At 50.8% G+C, this 16,529-nt stretch carries 18 protein-coding genes; 6 read left to right on the top strand and 12 right to left on the bottom strand.

The genetic code is table 11. The features are described 5' to 3' along the window. Positions 1-3: 3 nt before the first annotated feature. The 3 genes from hxpA to yfbV form a co-directional block, all read right to left on the bottom strand. Positions 4-654, bottom strand: coding sequence for a hexitol phosphatase HxpA (gene hxpA, locus C4F37_RS03045; RefSeq protein WP_001203415.1), 651 nt, complete (start codon positions 652-654; stop codon positions 4-6). 10 nt (positions 655-664) lie between these two features. Beyond that, positions 665-1,159, bottom strand: a complete 495-nt coding sequence (locus tag C4F37_RS03040) for a YfbU family protein (protein ID WP_001774006.1) — start codon at positions 1,157-1,159, stop codon at positions 665-667. An 82-nt stretch (positions 1,160-1,241) separates the two neighbouring features. Then, positions 1,242-1,697: a terminus macrodomain insulation protein YfbV gene (gene yfbV, locus C4F37_RS03035; protein ID WP_000106625.1), complete on the bottom strand. Its 456-nt coding sequence runs from the start codon at positions 1,695-1,697 to the stop codon at positions 1,242-1,244. A gap of 337 nt (positions 1,698-2,034) precedes the next feature. On the opposite strand from yfbV, the gene ackA reads away from it, so the two are divergent. The 3 genes from ackA to yfcC all read left to right on the top strand — a co-directional run bounded on the left by ackA (position 2,035) and on the right by yfcC (position 7,166). Continuing rightward, entirely contained in the window at positions 2,035-3,237 is a 1,203-nt protein-coding gene (ackA, locus tag C4F37_RS03030) for an acetate kinase (protein WP_000095707.1), read from the top strand. 74 nt (positions 3,238-3,311) lie between these two features. Beyond that, complete coding sequence (gene pta, locus C4F37_RS03025; RefSeq protein ID WP_000086709.1) at positions 3,312-5,456, top strand: phosphate acetyltransferase; 2,145 nt, start codon at positions 3,312-3,314, stop codon at positions 5,454-5,456. Between the two features lie 189 nt (positions 5,457-5,645). Continuing rightward, positions 5,646-7,166: a putative basic amino acid antiporter YfcC gene (gene yfcC / locus C4F37_RS03020; protein ID WP_001274489.1), complete on the top strand. Its 1,521-nt coding sequence runs from the start codon at positions 5,646-5,648 to the stop codon at positions 7,164-7,166. Positions 7,167-7,198: 32 nt separating this feature from the next. Here yfcC and yfcD read toward each other — a convergent pair whose 3' ends face one another. The 3 genes from yfcD to yfcF are packed head-to-tail and all read right to left on the bottom strand — an operon-like array spanning position 7,199 to position 9,050. Continuing rightward, positions 7,199-7,741, bottom strand: coding sequence for an NUDIX hydrolase YfcD (yfcD, locus tag C4F37_RS03015; protein ID WP_000437935.1), 543 nt, complete (start codon positions 7,739-7,741; stop codon positions 7,199-7,201). 57 nt (positions 7,742-7,798) lie between these two features. Beyond that, positions 7,799-8,350: a phosphodiesterase gene (gene yfcE, locus C4F37_RS03010; protein ID WP_001314009.1), complete on the bottom strand. Its 552-nt coding sequence runs from the start codon at positions 8,348-8,350 to the stop codon at positions 7,799-7,801. A 55-nt stretch (positions 8,351-8,405) separates the two neighbouring features. Continuing rightward, positions 8,406-9,050 carry a glutathione transferase gene (gene yfcF, locus C4F37_RS03005; protein WP_000042440.1) on the bottom strand — a complete coding sequence of 215 codons (645 nt, stop codon included), beginning with the start codon at positions 9,048-9,050 and terminating at the stop codon, positions 8,406-8,408. Between the two features lie 135 nt (positions 9,051-9,185). On the opposite strand from yfcF, the gene yfcG reads away from it, so the two are divergent. From yfcG to C4F37_RS02990, 3 genes are read left to right on the top strand one after another with little or no spacing between them, the layout of a single operon-like run. Next, entirely contained in the window at positions 9,186-9,833 is a 648-nt protein-coding gene (gene yfcG / locus C4F37_RS03000; protein ID WP_000566502.1) for a GSH-dependent disulfide bond oxidoreductase, read from the top strand. Positions 9,834-9,889: 56 nt separating this feature from the next. Next, positions 9,890-10,252, top strand: a complete 363-nt coding sequence (gene folX / locus C4F37_RS02995; protein WP_000068457.1) for a dihydroneopterin triphosphate 2'-epimerase — start codon at positions 9,890-9,892, stop codon at positions 10,250-10,252. 20 nt (positions 10,253-10,272) lie between these two features. After that, the gene (locus C4F37_RS02990) at positions 10,273-11,166 is read left to right on the top strand and encodes a TIGR01777 family oxidoreductase (protein ID WP_001539184.1); all 894 of its coding nucleotides are present in this window, start codon (positions 10,273-10,275) and stop codon (positions 11,164-11,166) included. 47 nt (positions 11,167-11,213) lie between these two features. Here the strand turns inward: C4F37_RS02990 and rpnB are convergent, their stop codons facing one another. The 6 genes from rpnB to argT all read right to left on the bottom strand — a co-directional run bounded on the left by rpnB (position 11,214) and on the right by argT (position 16,355). Beyond that, positions 11,214-12,104 (bottom strand): recombination-promoting nuclease RpnB, encoded by an 891-nt coding sequence (gene rpnB, locus C4F37_RS02985; RefSeq protein WP_000156131.1) that lies wholly within the window; start codon positions 12,102-12,104, stop codon positions 11,214-11,216. A 195-nt stretch (positions 12,105-12,299) separates the two neighbouring features. Next, complete coding sequence (gene hisP, locus C4F37_RS02980; RefSeq protein WP_001293612.1) at positions 12,300-13,073, bottom strand: histidine ABC transporter ATP-binding protein HisP; 774 nt, start codon at positions 13,071-13,073, stop codon at positions 12,300-12,302. A gap of 7 nt (positions 13,074-13,080) precedes the next feature. Then, positions 13,081-13,797 (bottom strand): ABC transporter permease, encoded by a 717-nt coding sequence (locus C4F37_RS02975; RefSeq protein ID WP_000569958.1) that lies wholly within the window; start codon positions 13,795-13,797, stop codon positions 13,081-13,083. After that, positions 13,794-14,480, bottom strand: a complete 687-nt coding sequence (gene hisQ / locus C4F37_RS02970; RefSeq protein WP_000965518.1) for a histidine ABC transporter permease HisQ — start codon at positions 14,478-14,480, stop codon at positions 13,794-13,796. Before hisQ ends, C4F37_RS02975 begins: the two co-directional genes overlap by 4 nt. An 89-nt stretch (positions 14,481-14,569) precedes the next feature. Then, a complete protein-coding gene (gene hisJ / locus C4F37_RS02965; RefSeq protein WP_000737621.1) occupies positions 14,570-15,352 on the bottom strand; it encodes a histidine ABC transporter substrate-binding protein HisJ in 783 nt (260 codons plus the stop codon). Positions 15,353-15,572: 220 nt separating this feature from the next. Further along, positions 15,573-16,355 (bottom strand): lysine/arginine/ornithine ABC transporter substrate-binding protein ArgT, encoded by a 783-nt coding sequence (argT, locus tag C4F37_RS02960; RefSeq protein WP_000748259.1) that lies wholly within the window; start codon positions 16,353-16,355, stop codon positions 15,573-15,575. Between the last annotated feature and the right edge of the window lie 174 nt (positions 16,356-16,529).

Below are 16,529 nucleotides of genomic sequence, written 5' to 3'. Positions count from 1 at the left end.
GTTTCACTGAATAATAACATCGCCATTTGGCTGTTTGGTCACAGTAATTTGCTCCAGACTGTGGAGGACTAAATCGACTTCATTCAGGCGCGGGGTATCTGCCGGGGCATTAACCGCAATAACATGGCAACCCGCCGCCAGACCTGAAAGCACGCCAGCGGGAGCATCTTCCACCACAACACACTCCTGCGGCGCAAGCCCCAGCAGCTGCGCGCCTAACAGATACGCATCAGGTTCTGGTTTTCCGCGCTTCACCCGCTCAGCGGTTACAAACACCTCTGGCGCGGGAAGCCCCGCTATTTTATGACGCGCTCGCGCTACCGGCATGGAGCCAGAAGTCACAATAGCCCACGGAATACCTGCTTTATTCAAATGATTGAGTAAGGCGATTGCCCCCGGAAGCGCGGTAATACCTTCGGTTTCCGTGGCCTCGATGTGCTCCAGACGCGTAAACTCGGCGGCAATGTCTGCCTCGGATTTGCCCGCCATAAAATGGCGCAGAGAGGTGATCGCCTGTTTACCGTGAATGAAAGCCAGCACCTCTTCCGGCGATAACCCATGACGTCTGGCCCAGTTGCTCCACGCCCGTTCTACCGCAGGCAGGGAATCCACCAGCGTTCCATCAAGATCAAACAGAAAACCTTTGCACCGCACGCGGGCCTCCTCAGGCGTTAATAATTTGATTAATTTCGTTGGCGCTCAAATGGTACTGACGCGGGCAGGCATGCCAGACATTAAGCATGCGCTGATATTTTTCCCACATTGGCGTCTGGGCGTTAAAACCGTGAGTTCCAGCGTCAAAATGGGTATAGCGCCCTTCCACATTAACCATAAAGCGGACATAACCGAGGTAACGTGCTTCAGTGGCGGCGTCAAAGCCGAGGAAGGTGACACGACGTTCATCGATGGATTGCTGGTCCTGCAAATTAGACCAGGAAACATGCAACGCATGATACATCTCCATAATGTCGATGATAGTGCGGCAGGTTTCTTCTTTCAGCTCGCCAAACTCGTGATCCAGTTCACGCATCTGTAATCCATAACCACGCTCAATGATTGTTTGCAGGCGACGGTAACGTTCAGCATTTGCCGGATCGAGCATAGTCATCATCTTGTACTGGTTAGACAAAATAAGACGTTGCGCGTTGGTCATTTCCATTATTGACTCCTGTATCACTCTACTACGGTGAAAAAAAAGAAGGCTGAGTATGCCTTCTTTTATATGCGTAATCAGGGGTCAATTACAAATCATCAAGGAAAGTTTTATCCAGTTGTTTGAAGGCACGCTTAAGCGTGTCAGCTAATGCCTGGTAATCAGGCTTGCCTTCAACGGGTGCCAACACCTGTCCAGACTCCTGCAATTTACCGCGAACGTCATAAAACCAGTTGAGGATTGCAGGAGGTAATGGCGTTACAGAACGCTTGCCCAGCCACCACAATCCCTGCATGGGTAAACTTAAGGCGAACAGCGCAGTGGCAACTGCCGGCCCAAGCTGACCGCCCAGAGCAATCTGCCAGCAGAGAGTAAATACGGCGATCGGCGGCATAAAACGGATCGCATAACGCGTCATCTTGATAACGCGATTTTCGACAAAGACTGGGGCAAGGCGTTTTTCCAGCGGCCACGTCTTTGAGTAATGCTGTCCCCGGCGAAACAAGCTAAAAAAATTAACAGAACGATTATCCGGCGTTGACATGCTTCACCTCAACTTCACATATAAAGATTCAAAAATTTGTGCAAATTCACAACTCAGCGGGACAACGTTCAAAACATTTTGTCTTCCATACCCACTATCAGGTATCCTTTAGCAGCCTGAAGGCCTAAGTAGTACATATTCATTGAGTCGTCAAATTCATATACATTATGCCATTGGCTGAAAATTACGCAAAATGGCATAGACTCAAGATATTTCTTCCATCATGCAAAAAAAATTTGCAGTGCATGATGTTAATCATAAATGTCGGTGTCATCATGCGCTACGCTCTATGGCTCCCTGACGTTTTTTTAGCCACGTATCAATTATAGGTACTTCCATGTCGAGTAAGTTAGTACTGGTTCTGAACTGCGGTAGTTCTTCACTGAAATTTGCCATCATCGATGCAGTAAATGGTGAAGAGTACCTTTCTGGTTTAGCCGAATGTTTCCACCTGCCCGAAGCACGTATCAAATGGAAAATGGACGGCAATAAACAGGAAGCGGCTTTAGGTGCAGGCGCCGCTCACAGCGAAGCGCTCAACTTTATCGTTAATACTATTCTGGCACAAAAACCAGAACTGTCTGCGCAGCTGACTGCTATCGGTCACCGTATCGTACACGGCGGCGAAAAGTATACCAGCTCCGTAGTGATCGATGAGTCTGTTATTCAGGGTATCAAAGATGCAGCTTCTTTTGCACCGCTGCACAACCCGGCTCACCTGATCGGTATCGAAGAAGCTCTGAAATCTTTCCCACAGCTGAAAGACAAAAACGTTGCTGTATTTGACACCGCGTTCCACCAGACTATGCCGGAAGAGTCTTACCTCTACGCCCTGCCGTACAACCTGTACAAAGAGCACGGCATCCGTCGTTACGGCGCGCACGGCACCAGCCACTTCTATGTAACCCAGGAAGCGGCAAAAATGCTGAACAAACCGGTAGAAGAACTGAACATCATCACCTGCCACCTGGGCAACGGTGGTTCCGTTTCTGCTATCCGCAACGGTAAATGCGTTGACACCTCTATGGGCCTGACCCCGCTGGAAGGTCTGGTCATGGGTACCCGTTCTGGTGATATCGATCCGGCGATCATCTTCCACCTGCACGACACCCTGGGCATGAGCGTTGACGCAATCAACAAACTGCTGACCAAAGAGTCTGGCCTGCTGGGTCTGACCGAAGTGACCAGCGACTGCCGCTATGTTGAAGACAACTACGCGACGAAAGAAGACGCGAAGCGCGCAATGGACGTTTACTGCCACCGCCTGGCCAAATACATCGGCGCCTACACTGCGCTGATGGATGGTCGTCTGGACGCTGTTGTATTCACCGGTGGTATCGGTGAAAATGCCGCGATGGTTCGTGAACTGTCTCTGGGCAAACTGGGCGTGCTGGGCTTTGAAGTTGATCATGAACGCAACCTGGCTGCACGTTTCGGCAAATCTGGTTTCATCAACAAAGAAGGTACCCGTCCTGCGGTGGTTATCCCAACCAACGAAGAACTGGTTATCGCGCAAGACGCGAGCCGCCTGACTGCCTGATTTCACACCGCCAGCTCAGCTGGCGGTGCTGTTTTGTAACCCGCCAAATCGGCGGTAACGAAAGAGGATAAACCGTGTCCCGTATTATTATGCTGATCCCTACCGGAACCAGCGTCGGTCTGACCAGCGTCAGCCTTGGCGTGATCCGTGCAATGGAACGCAAAGGCGTTCGTCTGAGCGTTTTCAAACCTATCGCTCAGCCGCGTACCGGTGGCGATGCGCCCGATCAGACTACGACTATCGTGCGTGCGAACTCTTCCACCACGACGGCCGCTGAACCGCTGAAAATGAGCTACGTTGAAGGTCTGCTTTCCAGCAATCAGAAAGATGTGCTGATGGAAGAGATCATCGCGAACTACCACGCTAACACCAAAGACGCTGAAGTCGTTCTGGTGGAAGGTCTGGTCCCGACACGTAAGCACCAGTTTGCCCAGTCTCTGAACTACGAAATCGCCAAAACGCTGAACGCAGAAATCGTCTTCGTTATGTCTCAGGGAACTGATACTCCGGAACAGTTGAAAGAGCGTATCGAACTGACTCGCAACAGCTTCGGCGGTGCAAAAAACACCAATATTACCGGCGTTATCGTTAACAAACTGAACGCTCCGGTTGATGAGCAGGGTCGTACCCGTCCGGATCTGTCCGAGATTTTTGACGACTCCACCAAAGCAAAAGTGAACAACGTTGATCCGGCGAAGCTGCAAGAATCCAGCCCGCTGCCAGTTCTCGGCGCTGTGCCGTGGAGCTTTGACCTGATCGCGACTCGTGCGATCGATATGGCTCGCCACCTGAATGCGACCATCATCAACGAAGGCGACATCAATACTCGCCGCGTTAAATCCGTCACTTTCTGCGCACGCAGCATTCCGCACATGCTGGAGCACTTCCGTGCCGGTTCTCTGCTGGTGACTTCCGCAGACCGCCCTGACGTGCTGGTTGCCGCTTGCCTGGCTGCCATGAACGGCGTAGAAATCGGTGCCCTGCTGCTGACTGGCGGCTACGAAATGGACGCGCGCATTTCTAAACTGTGCGAACGTGCTTTCGCTACCGGCCTGCCGGTATTTATGGTGAACACCAACACCTGGCAGACTTCTCTTAGCCTGCAGAGCTTCAACCTGGAAGTTCCGGTTGACGATCATGAGCGTATCGAAAAAGTTCAGGAATACGTTGCTAACTACATCAACGCTGACTGGATCGATTCTCTGACTGCCACTTCTGAGCGCAGCCGTCGTCTGTCTCCGCCAGCGTTCCGTTATCAGCTGACTGAACTTGCGCGCAAAGCGGGCAAACGTATCGTTCTGCCGGAAGGTGACGAACCGCGTACCGTTAAAGCAGCCGCTATCTGTGCTGAACGTGGTATCGCAACTTGCGTACTGCTGGGTAATCCAGCAGAGATCAACCGTGTTGCAGCCTCTCAGGGTGTAGAACTGGGTGCAGGCATTGAAATCGTTGATCCAGAAGTGGTTCGCGAAAACTATGTTGGTCGTCTGGTCGAACTGCGTAAGAACAAAGGCATGACCGAAACCGTTGCCCGCGAACAGCTGGAAGACAACGTGGTTCTCGGTACGCTGATGCTGGAACAAGATGAAGTTGATGGTCTGGTTTCCGGTGCTGTTCACACCACCGCAAACACCATCCGTCCGCCGCTGCAGCTGATCAAAACTGCACCGGGCAGCTCCCTGGTATCTTCCGTGTTCTTCATGCTGTTGCCGGAACAGGTTTACGTTTACGGTGACTGTGCGATCAACCCGGATCCGACCGCAGAACAGCTGGCAGAAATCGCGATTCAGTCCGCTGATTCCGCTGCGGCCTTCGGTATCGAACCGCGCGTTGCTATGCTCTCCTACTCCACCGGTACTTCTGGTGCTGGTAGCGACGTAGAAAAAGTTCGCGAAGCAACTCGTCTGGCGCAGGAAAAACGTCCTGATCTGATGATCGACGGTCCGCTGCAGTACGACGCTGCGGTAATGGCTGACGTTGCGAAATCCAAAGCACCGAACTCTCCGGTTGCAGGTCGCGCTACCGTGTTCATCTTCCCGGATCTGAACACCGGTAACACCACCTACAAAGCGGTACAGCGTTCTGCTGACCTGATCTCTATCGGACCGATGCTGCAGGGTATGCGCAAGCCGGTTAACGACCTGTCCCGTGGCGCACTGGTTGATGATATCGTCTACACCATCGCGCTGACTGCGATTCAGTCTGCACAGCAGCAGTAATCTCGTCATCATCCGCAGCTTTGCGCTGCGGATATCTGAACCGGAAATAGTCACTATTTCCGGTTTTTTATTCTATTAATTTGCATTAATCCTTTCTGATTATCTTGCTTAACTGCGCTGCATCAATGAATTGCGCCATCTCACTTTGCATACTTACCACTTTGTTTTGTGCAAGGGAATATTTGCGCTATGTCCGCAATCACTGAATCTAAACCAACAAGAAGATGGGCAATGCCCGATACGTTGGTGATTATCTTTTTTGTTGCCATTTTAACCAGCCTTGCCACCTGGGTAGTTCCGGTGGGCATGTTTGACAGTCAGGAAGTGCAGTATCAGGTTGATGGTCAAACAAAAACACGCAAAGTCGTAGATCCACACTCATTTCGCATTCTGACTAACGAAGCAGGCGAACCTGAGTATCACCGCGTACAGCTGTTCACGACGGGCGATGAACGCCCGGGTCTGATGAACTTCCCGTTTGAAGGGTTAACCTCAGGATCGAAATACGGGACAGCCGTTGGCATCATCATGTTTATGCTGGTGATTGGCGGCGCGTTTGGCATTGTGATGCGTACAGGAACCATTGATAACGGTATCCTGGCGCTTATTCGCCATACCCGCGGAAATGAAATTCTCTTTATTCCTGCGCTGTTTATTCTGTTTTCACTTGGCGGCGCAATATTTGGTATGGGAGAAGAGGCCGTCGCCTTTGCCATTATCATCGCACCGCTAATGGTCCGGCTGGGCTATGACAGTATTACCACCGTCCTTGTGACCTATATTGCCACGCAAATCGGTTTTGCCAGTTCGTGGATGAACCCGTTTTGTGTGGTTGTTGCTCAGGGTATTGCCGGCGTTCCGGTGCTTTCTGGCTCCGGGTTGCGCATCGTGGTGTGGGTTATCGCCACTCTGATTGGCCTGATCTTTACCATGGTGTACGCCTCACGAGTGAAAAAGAATCCTCTTCTGTCACGCGTGCATGAGTCCGACCGCTTCTTTCGTGAAAAGCAGGCTGATGTTGAACAACGTCCGTTTACCTTTGGTGACTGGCTGGTATTGATTGTCCTGACCGCCGTAATGGTCTGGGTTATTTGGGGCGTGATCGTTAATGCCTGGTTTATTCCTGAAATTGCCAGCCAGTTCTTCACCATGGGTCTGGTGATTGGCATCATCGGCGTTGTTTTCCGCCTTAACGGCATGACGGTTAATACCATGGCTTCATCCTTTACCGAAGGGGCGCGAATGATGATCGCCCCTGCCCTGCTGGTGGGTTTCGCCAAAGGGATTTTGCTGCTGGTCGGTAATGGTGAAGCGGGTGATGCCAGCGTGTTAAATACCATCCTCAACAGCATTGCCAATGCCATTAGCGGTCTGGATAACGCAGTCGCGGCCTGGTTTATGTTGCTCTTCCAGGCGGTATTTAATTTCTTCGTGACGTCCGGTTCTGGTCAGGCGGCGTTAACCATGCCGTTACTGGCACCGCTTGGCGATCTGGTCGGTGTTAACCGTCAGGTTACCGTGCTGGCGTTCCAGTTTGGTGATGGCTTCAGCCACATCATTTACCCAACCTCAGCTTCGTTAATGGCGACGCTCGGTGTTTGCCGGGTGGACTTCCGTAACTGGCTGAAGGTGGGTGCGACCCTGCTTGGACTGCTGTTTATTATGTCCAGCGTCGTGGTGATCGGCGCTCAGTTGATGGGCTACCACTAAAAATGTTAAGAGCCGCGATTGCGGCTCTTTTTTCATTCTGCCGTTTCAGTCTCTACGGCTTCATTTTTGGCATTGCGCTTCATCCACAACGCCAGCGCTTTCAGCGAGTCTGGAGTGAACTCATCGCAGCGTGCGGTGATTTCTTCCGGCGTCAGCCAGCAAACTTCACTGACTTCATCTTCCTGTAGAGCGAAGGGACCGTGAGAGACGCAGCTGAACAACGCGCCCCAGACACGGCAATTTTTATCTTCGAAATAGAACTGCCCGTGCTCGGCAAAGGGGACACCGGCAATGCCCAACTCTTCTTCCGCTTCGCGACGCGCGGATTCCAGCAGCTGCTCATCGGCCTGGACTACACCGCCTGCGGTCGCATCTAACATGCCGGGTAAAAAGTCTTTTGTCTCGGTACGACGCTGGACCAGAATTTTGCCCATGCCATCATGCACGACGATATAAGTTGCACGATGACGCAGACACTGTGCCCGCATTTGTTCCCGGCTGGCTTGTGCAATGACTTCGTTCTCTTCATTGACAATATCCACCCATTCAGTACTTGCCAAACGACGCTGTTCCATTATCAGGAAACCTTCTTTTTCTGGCGCTCTTACGGCGCATTTTGAGTTGTGGGTAAATTACGGATTAATCGCGACCTGCGCAATGATACTTTGATCATTGAGTGCGATTACACTAAGTACGTCATTATCCAGCATGCCATAACTCGCCGGATTACCGCCTTTCGGAATACTCACCGAGCCGGGGTTGAAGTGGAAAATCTCCCCCCGCTGTTCTGCCACTGGCAGATGGGTATGACCGTACACCAGCACATCGTTCTGGTTTAAAGCAGGTAGATTTTCCGGGCCAAAAAGATGACCATGCGTCAAAAACAGACGTTGTTTTTCCAGTAATACCTGTTGCCACGGCGCGGTTATCGGGAAATGCAGCAGCATTTGATCCACTTCGCTGTCGCAGTTGCCGCGCACAGCGATAACCTTATGTGCCACTTCATTAAGCCGTTCAGCGACTTTGGCTGGCGCGTAACCCTCCGGTAAAGCATTACGCGGGCCATGATTCAACACGTCGCCAAGGATCACCAGCCACTGGGCACCGCTTTGGACAAACAACTCCAGAACACGTTCCGTCGCCGGTAACGACCCATGAATGTCCGATGCAAACATCAGTTTCATCACTCACTCCTCGTCGAAAAAACGTAAGCTATGATACTGGATTCTGTCGTTGCTATCAGCCAGATTGCTTCGCCGAAAGTGCAATAAAACGCTGGACAGACGCTCGCTGCCACTGGAATGTCGCATAATCCACCAGGCGTTCCGGCACCTCATCGCCATGTAGTACCAGGCGGTTAATCATTAGCGCCAGATCAGTATCAGCAATGCACCATTCACCAAATAAATTCGGCTGACCCAGTGCTAACAAATGTTCTGCCATCGCGAACAGTTTCTCTGCACTGGCTTTTCCCTCGGCCGTTAGTGGCGCTTTTTTCGCCCCCGCAAAGACAACATCCGTCGGGCGTTCTTCGCGGATGGGCATCAGATCGCTGCGCAGCCAGGCCTGAATCTGTCGTGCTCGCGCACGATTTTCTAAATCAAGCGGATAAATACGTTCCCAGGTCGGTGGCGCAAATCGATCTTCCAGATACTCCGCAATGGCAGAAGATTCACTCAACTCAAAATCATCGATTTGTAATAACGGCACACGGCGTGTCTGACCGTAACCTTGCCACGTCGGCTGCAAATGTTCACCGCTGTCGAGGTCGATGGTCTTGATATGAAACGACAGGCCTTTCTCCTGCAACGCCACCCAGGCGGATAACACATAAGGGGAGAAAAAATGGGCATCTGACCAAAGCGTGATAGCGGGTTTACTCATTATGTCCTCGGCAATAAAGGGGGCTTGCTATCAAACTATAGAGCCTTTTTGTCACTGTCACGTGACGAATACTCACGCAAGTCGCCGCGCTTTCTATACTTGTGGTGTTCAGATGATTAGACAACCGGAGCTGCAATGATCGATCTCTATTTCGCCCCGACACCCAATGGTCACAAAATTACGCTGTTTCTCGAAGAAGCAGGGCTGGATTATCGCTTAATAAAGGTAGACCTGGGGAAAGGAGGTCAGTTTCGCCCGGAATTTTTGCGCATTTCGCCTAACAACAAAATTCCGGCAATTGTTGATCATTCTCCAGCCGATGGCGGCGAACCGCTAAGCCTCTTTGAGTCTGGTGCCATTTTGTTGTATCTGGCTGAGAAAACGGGACTCTTTTTGAGTCATGAAACGCGTGAACGCGCCGTCACATTACAGTGGTTATTCTGGCAGGTAGGCGGACTGGGGCCGATGCTTGGGCAAAATCATCATTTTAATCACGCAGCCCCCCAAACCATTCCTTACGCTATTGAACGTTATCAGGTTGAAACTCAGCGTCTGTACCATGTACTGAACAAGCGGCTGGAAAACTCGCCCTGGCTGGGTGGCGAGAACTACAGCATTGCGGATATTGCCTGCTGGCCGTGGGTTAATGCCTGGACTCGCCAGCGAATTGACCTCGCAATGTATCCGGCAGTCAAGAACTGGCATGAGCGGATCCGTTCGCGCCCTGCCACCGGGCAGGCACTGCTAAAAGCACAACACGGTGATGAGCGTTCGGATAGTTAACAGAAACAGGTTCTCGTGTATTATTTCATTCTAAGTAAAACAACGGAGAACCTGCAATGGCACAACCTGCCGCTATTATTCGTATAAAGAACCTTCGTTTGCGTACGTTTATCGGAATTAAGGAAGAAGAAATTAACAACCGTCAGGATATTGTTATCAATGTGACTATCCACTACCCCGCCGATAAAGCGCGCACTAGCGAAGATATCAACGATGCGCTGAATTATCGCACCGTAACGAAAAACATTATTCAGCATGTAGAGAATAACCGTTTCTCTTTGCTGGAAAAATTAACTCAGGATGTGCTCGATATCGCACGTGAACATCACTGGGTGACGTATGCTGAAGTGGAGATCGATAAACTGCACGCGCTGCGCTACGCCGATTCGGTATCCATGACCTTAAGCTGGCAGCGTTAACCGCCATATCGGGAGGCTGCATGAACATAGTGATCACCGGAGGGACGGGATTAATTGGTCGCCATTTGATTCCACGTTTGCTGGACCTGGGCCATCAAATCACGGTAGTGACGCGTAACCCGCAGAAAGCCAGTTCCGTTCTCGGCCCTCGGGTGACACTATGGCAAGGGCTTGCCGAACAAAGCAACCTCAACGGCGTTGATGCGGTAATCAACCTGGCCGGAGAACCGATTGCTGATAAACGCTGGACTCACGAGCAAAAAGAGCGTCTCTGCCAAAGCCGCTGGAATATCACGCAAAAACTGGTCGATTTGATTAATGCCAGCGACACGCCGCCGTCGGTACTCATTTCCGGCTCGGCAACGGGCTATTATGGCGACTTAGGTGAAGTGGTGGTTACCGAAGAGGAACCGCCGCATAACGAATTTACCCATAAACTCTGCGCCCGCTGGGAAGAGATTGCCTGTCGGGCGCAAAGTGACAAAACGCGAGTGTGCCTGCTGCGTACCGGCGTAGTGCTGGCACCAGACGGTGGTATCCTCGGTAAAATGCTGCCGCCATTTCGTTTTGGCCTGGGCGGGCCGATTGGCTCTGGTCGGCAGTATCTGGCCTGGATTCATATTGATGATATGGTCAACGGTATTCTCTGGCTGCTGGATAAAGAGCTGCGCGGGCCATTTAATATGGTTTCGCCCTACCCGGTGCGCAATGAACAATTTGCCCATACACTGGGTCATGCGCTGCATCGCCCGGCCATTTTGCGCGTCCCTGCGACCGCCATTCGGTTGTTAATGGGCGAATCTTCAGTTCTGGTATTAGGCGGTCAACGCGCGCTGCCAAAAAAGCTGGAAGAAGCGGGTTTTGCGTTTCGCTGGTACGATTTAGAAGAGGCGCTGGCGGATGTCGTTCGCTGATGTGGTTTACTGCAAACATCCGCCAGTTAACTCCCGGTGTTACAGGGTTAGTGGCTTTGCGCGATAAGATCGTCTGGTGAAAGTCGGGTCAGCGTCAGGATGACTTCGTGGTCAAATCCTTTTTCCATCATCTCCTGAGCAATGCGCAGGGCTTCTTCGTGTTTGCCCTGCATTGCGCCTTCTTCACGTAATCTGTCAGCAATGGTCATCAGTTTCTCCTTTTCTTGTGGTGCGCGTTCCGCTATCTCACCAATAAATGCACGGAAACGCCGGGCATCCCCCGTTTGTAATACGTAATTAAACAGGGCTTTTAGCTGTCTGTCATTAGTGTTCCCTGTAACTAGCAGCGAAACAATTTGGTCGACTAATCCCAACAGATCGCGCTGACGAATATGTTTCTGAATTAACTCCAACAGCGCCATTTTGCGATGTTGCATAATCTCGTCATCCGGCACCACGGTAATATCCACCAGCGGAAAAGCCGATGAATAAATTTTGCGGGCAATCGCAGGCTCGGCAAATTCATCAAGCCAGCAGAGTGAATATGGATAAGGGCTTCTGCAACCATGATAAAACAGCATCGGGATCACTAATGGAAGCTCTTTATAACCCGCATCAAGATGGTTTTGCATCGCCGCAATGGAATAGCGCATCATGCGAAAAGCCATTAATTCCTCTGGCTTACTTTGGTGCTCTATCACCACATAAATATAACCCGCTCCCTCCTGCGTTTTCACAGACCACAAGAGGTCGGAATAATATTGCCGCAGGTCTTCATCAATAAAACTGTTTGGTTCCAGTTTAAGCGTCGTTAAATCACACAGTTTGCGCAGCGGCGCGGGAAGATGAATATCAATAAAATCCCGCGCGGTGTCTGGATGGCGTAAAAAAGATTTAAATACCGCATCATGCGGCGTGGAAGTTGTCGATATTGTCATGGCGTTCCGTCACCCCTCAAATTTAAGATGACGCGACAATAACCACGATTTACACCCAATGCAGCAGGCAGTTTTTATCTTTGGACAGCGAATTCAGAACTATTTTTAGCGGACTGCAACTTTTACATTTCAGCGGAAGCGGACTCGCAAATTCCCCATGAAATACTCCGGCAGCGTTAACCACCGGAGAGGAAATTATTTCAGCGAACCTTTAAGGAACTGTTGCAGACGAGGGCTTTGCGGGTTACCGAATAACTGCTCCGGCGCCCCTTCTTCTTCTATTTTCCCCTGATGGAGGAAAATGACGTGAGTAGAAACATGACGAGCAAAGCCCATTTCGTGAGTCACTACCACCATGGTTTTCCCCTCTTCTGCCAGTTGCTGCATAATACGCAACACTTCGCCTACCAGTTCAGGATCGAGCGCTGAAGTAGGTTCATCAAACAGTAAAACTTCCGGTTCCATCGCTAGCGCCCGCGCGATAGAAACACGCTGTTGCTGACCACCGGACAGGTGTACCGGGTATTTCCCCTGCGCACGTTCGTCTATCCCGACTTTTGCCAGATATTTCACCGCCCGCTCGCGCGCTTCCTGCTTGCTCAGGCCCAACACCTGAATCGGCGCTTCCATGACGTTTTCCAGCACCGTCATATGGCTCCAGAGATTGAAGTGCTGGAATACCATCGTCAGGCGTGTGCGCAATAAGCGCAGCTGATTTTTATCGGCGACTTTGAGTTGACCGTCTTTATCGCGCACCAGATTGATCGTCTGGCCATTGACCACGATCGATCCTTCGCTCGGTTTTTCGAGGAAGTTAATGCAGCGCAGAAAGGTACTTTTACCCGATCCCGACGATCCGATGATGCTTATGACATCTCCGGCATTCGCTTGCAATGAGACCCCTTTCAGCACTTCGTGTTCGCCGTAGCGTTTGTGCAAATCGATAACGTTTAATTTATTCTCGGACATCGTATTCTCAGTGCGTTGAAGAAGGTTTCACATGCTGCAACCAGCGTTTTTCAGCTCTACGAAAGAGGCTGATCAGGACATAAGAGATGATTAAATAGAGCACCGCGGCAATGCCGAAAGCGGTAAAAGGTTGATATGTGGCGGCGTTAATATCGCGGGCAATTTTCAGCAGATCCGGCACCGTGGCAGTAAATGCCAGCGCAGTAGAGTGCAGCATCAGGATCACTTCGTTGCTGTACGCCGGTAACGCAATACGCAGCGCAGAAGGCAAAATAATGCAGCGATACATTTTAAAGGTCGAGAAGCCATAGGCTCTGGCGGCTTCAATTTCCCCATGCGGCACTGAACGGATTGCCCCGGCAAAAATCTCGGTAGTGTAAGCGCAGGTGTTAAGCGTCAGCGCCAGCACGGTACAGTTCAGACCACTGCGAAAAAAGGCGTTAAGGAACTCGGTTCCCTTAACAATCTCCAGCGTGTACATGCCGGAATAGAACACCAGCAACTGAACATACAGCGGCGTACCGCGAAAAATATAGGTAAATAACCAGATTGGAAACTGGATGTATTTATTACTTGAGACGCGACCAATCGCCAGAAACAGCGCCAGAACTCCGCCTATCACTACCGACAAAATCAGCAGCCACAGGGTGATCGCCACGCCAGTAAAGCGATAACCGTCAGTCCACAGCAGTGGTTTCCAGTATTCATGTAAGATTTCGATCACAGGTCAGCCCTCTTCACACCCACGGAGTAGCGGCGCTCAAGGAACAGCAGCACACCATTGGAAACGGTGGTGAAAACAAGATAAATCACGCCACAGACGATAGCGAAATAGAACGGTTCCCAGGTACTTTTGCCTGCCAGTTGCGTGGCTTTGACCACATCTTCCAGGCCGAGTAACGAAACCAGTGCGGTAGATTTGAGGATCACCTGCCAGTTGTTGCCAATGCCTGGCAGGGCGTAACGCATCATCGCCGGAAACATGATCCGCCGAAACACTTGCCCACGAGTAAAACCGAACGCCGTCGCCGCCTCTATATGTCCTTTCGGCACTGCCATAAACGCGCCACGAAACGTTTCGGTAAAATAAGCACCATAGATAAAACCGAGAGTGATAATACCTGCGACCATCGGATCAATATCAATCTGCCCGACGCCCATCGCCTCCGTCACCGTGTTTAGCGCAATCTGCAAACCGTAGAAAATCAGCAGCATCAATACTAAATCCGGCACGCCTCGAATCAGCGTGGTGTACCCTTCGAAAATAAGGCCCGAAAGCCGATTTTGTGAGAGCTTACCGCCAGCGCCAATTAAACCGATGATTACAGCGAGCACTACAGAGCTGATAGCCAGCTCCAGCGTGACGAGCGCACCCTGTAAAATAACACCTGAAAACCCATACAACATGCTGCCTGTCCTGTCGTGTGTGGTGAATTACCGCCTCTTGTCTCCCTCCGGTTACCCGAAGGGAGCGGGCTTTCTTTCACCGATGGCGATTAACCACCATAAACATCAAAATCGAAGTACTTTTTCGCTAATTTCTCGTAAGTACCGTCAGCGCGCATTTCGGCAAAGGCTTTGTTCAGTGCCTCGCGCAGTTCGTTATCTTCTTTACGCAGGCCCATGCCGGTCCCTACGCCAAACAGTTTTTCATCTTTAACAGACGGGCCACCGAATTTGTAATCTTTACCGACGGGTTGTTTGAGGAAACCTTCGCTGGCTGCGACCTCATCCTGGAACGCGGCATCAATACGTCCGGCAGTCAGGTCAGAATAAATATTGTCCTGCCCTTGATAAGAAACGATTTCAATGCCTTTTGGTGCCCAGTGTTCGTTACCGAACGTCTCCTGGGTGGTGCCCTGCAATACGCCTACCCGTTTGCCTTTCAGCGATTCGACTGTCGGCTGAATGTCGGAATTTTTCGCCACCACCAGACGAGAATCGGCAGCGTACAGTTTGTCGGTGAAGGCTATTTCTTGCTGACGTTTTTCCGTAATGGAAAGCGATGACATGATGGCGTCAATCTTCTTCGCTTTTAAGGACGGGATTAACGCATCGAGTGGGTTTTCGACAAACGTACATTGCGTATTGATGCGTTTGCACAACTCCTTCGCCAGATCGATATCGAAGCCAACCAGTTCACCTTGTGAATTTTTTGATTCAAATGGCGCATAGGTCGGATCGGTACCGATGCGGATGTTTTGCGGAATCGCAGCAAATGCCGCAGTTGCGCTGGAGAAGGCCAGAACCAGAGAGAGCGATAGCACCAGTTTTTTCATAATGTCCTCAACTGACAGTCTTTTTATCGGGAATATTTACAGGTTTGTTACACTTATCGTGCCATAAAATTGACCATCAAGGCAAAATATCCCGCCCCGCCAGACGTATTATTTTTCATTAAAAATGCTTAAGTATGCATTTCAATGCACCACGATAGTGCAACAAACCTGGCGTGCACCATGATGATCATTCCATCAGGTACAGCTTCCCTGCGACGTATCAGTCACCGTAGACATTAAAGTCGAAATACTTTTTCGCCATCTTGTCGTAGGTGCCGTCCTGACGCAGCTCGTTAAGCGCCTTATTGAAGGCCGCCGTCAGTTCAGCATCATCTTTACGCAGCCCTACACCGGTGCCGTCACCGAAGTATTTTTTGTCTTTCACTGATGGGCCTGCAAAGGCGAAATCTTTACCGGCGGGTTGCTTAAGGAAACCTTCGCTGGCAGCAACTTCATCTTGTAACGCAGCATCCAGACGTCCTGCAGCCAGATCGGAATAGACTAAATCCTGGTTGGCATAGGCCACCACATCCACGCCTTTGCTACGCCAGGTCTCGTTAGCGTATGCTTCCTGGGTTGATCCCTGCAGCACACCAACATGTTTACCTTTCAGTGAATCCAGCGTTGGCTGAATCGGTGAACCTTTGGCGGCAATCAAACGAGAATCTGCGGCGTACAGCTTGTCAGAGAAGGCTATCTCCTGCTGACGTTTATCGGTAATGGAGAGCGACGAAATAATGGCGTCGATTTTTTTCGCTTTCAGTGAGGGGATCAGCGCGTCAAAGTCGCTGGCAACCCAGGTACATTTCACCTGCATCCGTTTGCACATCTCGTTACCGAGATCGATATCAAAGCCAACAAAGTCACCTTTGGCATCTTTCGATGAGAACGGTGCGTAGGTGGTATCGGTTCCGATACGTACCGTCTCCGGTAGCGCCGCATAGCTGGAAGCCGCTGCGGAGAGACCGACTAACAAAGACAGAGCGAGAATCGACTTCTTCATACATAACCCTCAAGTGAAAATGGCTTTTTTATGTTGTGTATTGTGTTGTGTGTTTGCAGGCTCTTTCATGCAGGTCTTATGCCATCTTGACGACAGCAGTAACATTCAACGTTAAATATGTTAATAAGACGTTGCATTATTGTCCTAAAGTTGAAGATAGCAGGTATAGCGATT

The organism is Escherichia sp. R1, from assembly GCF_003000935.1.
Classification (GTDB): domain Bacteria; phylum Pseudomonadota; class Gammaproteobacteria; order Enterobacterales; family Enterobacteriaceae; genus Escherichia; species Escherichia coli.
The sequence above is the reverse complement of the archived record's forward strand: the minus strand, read 5'-3'. Positions and strand labels throughout refer to the sequence as shown.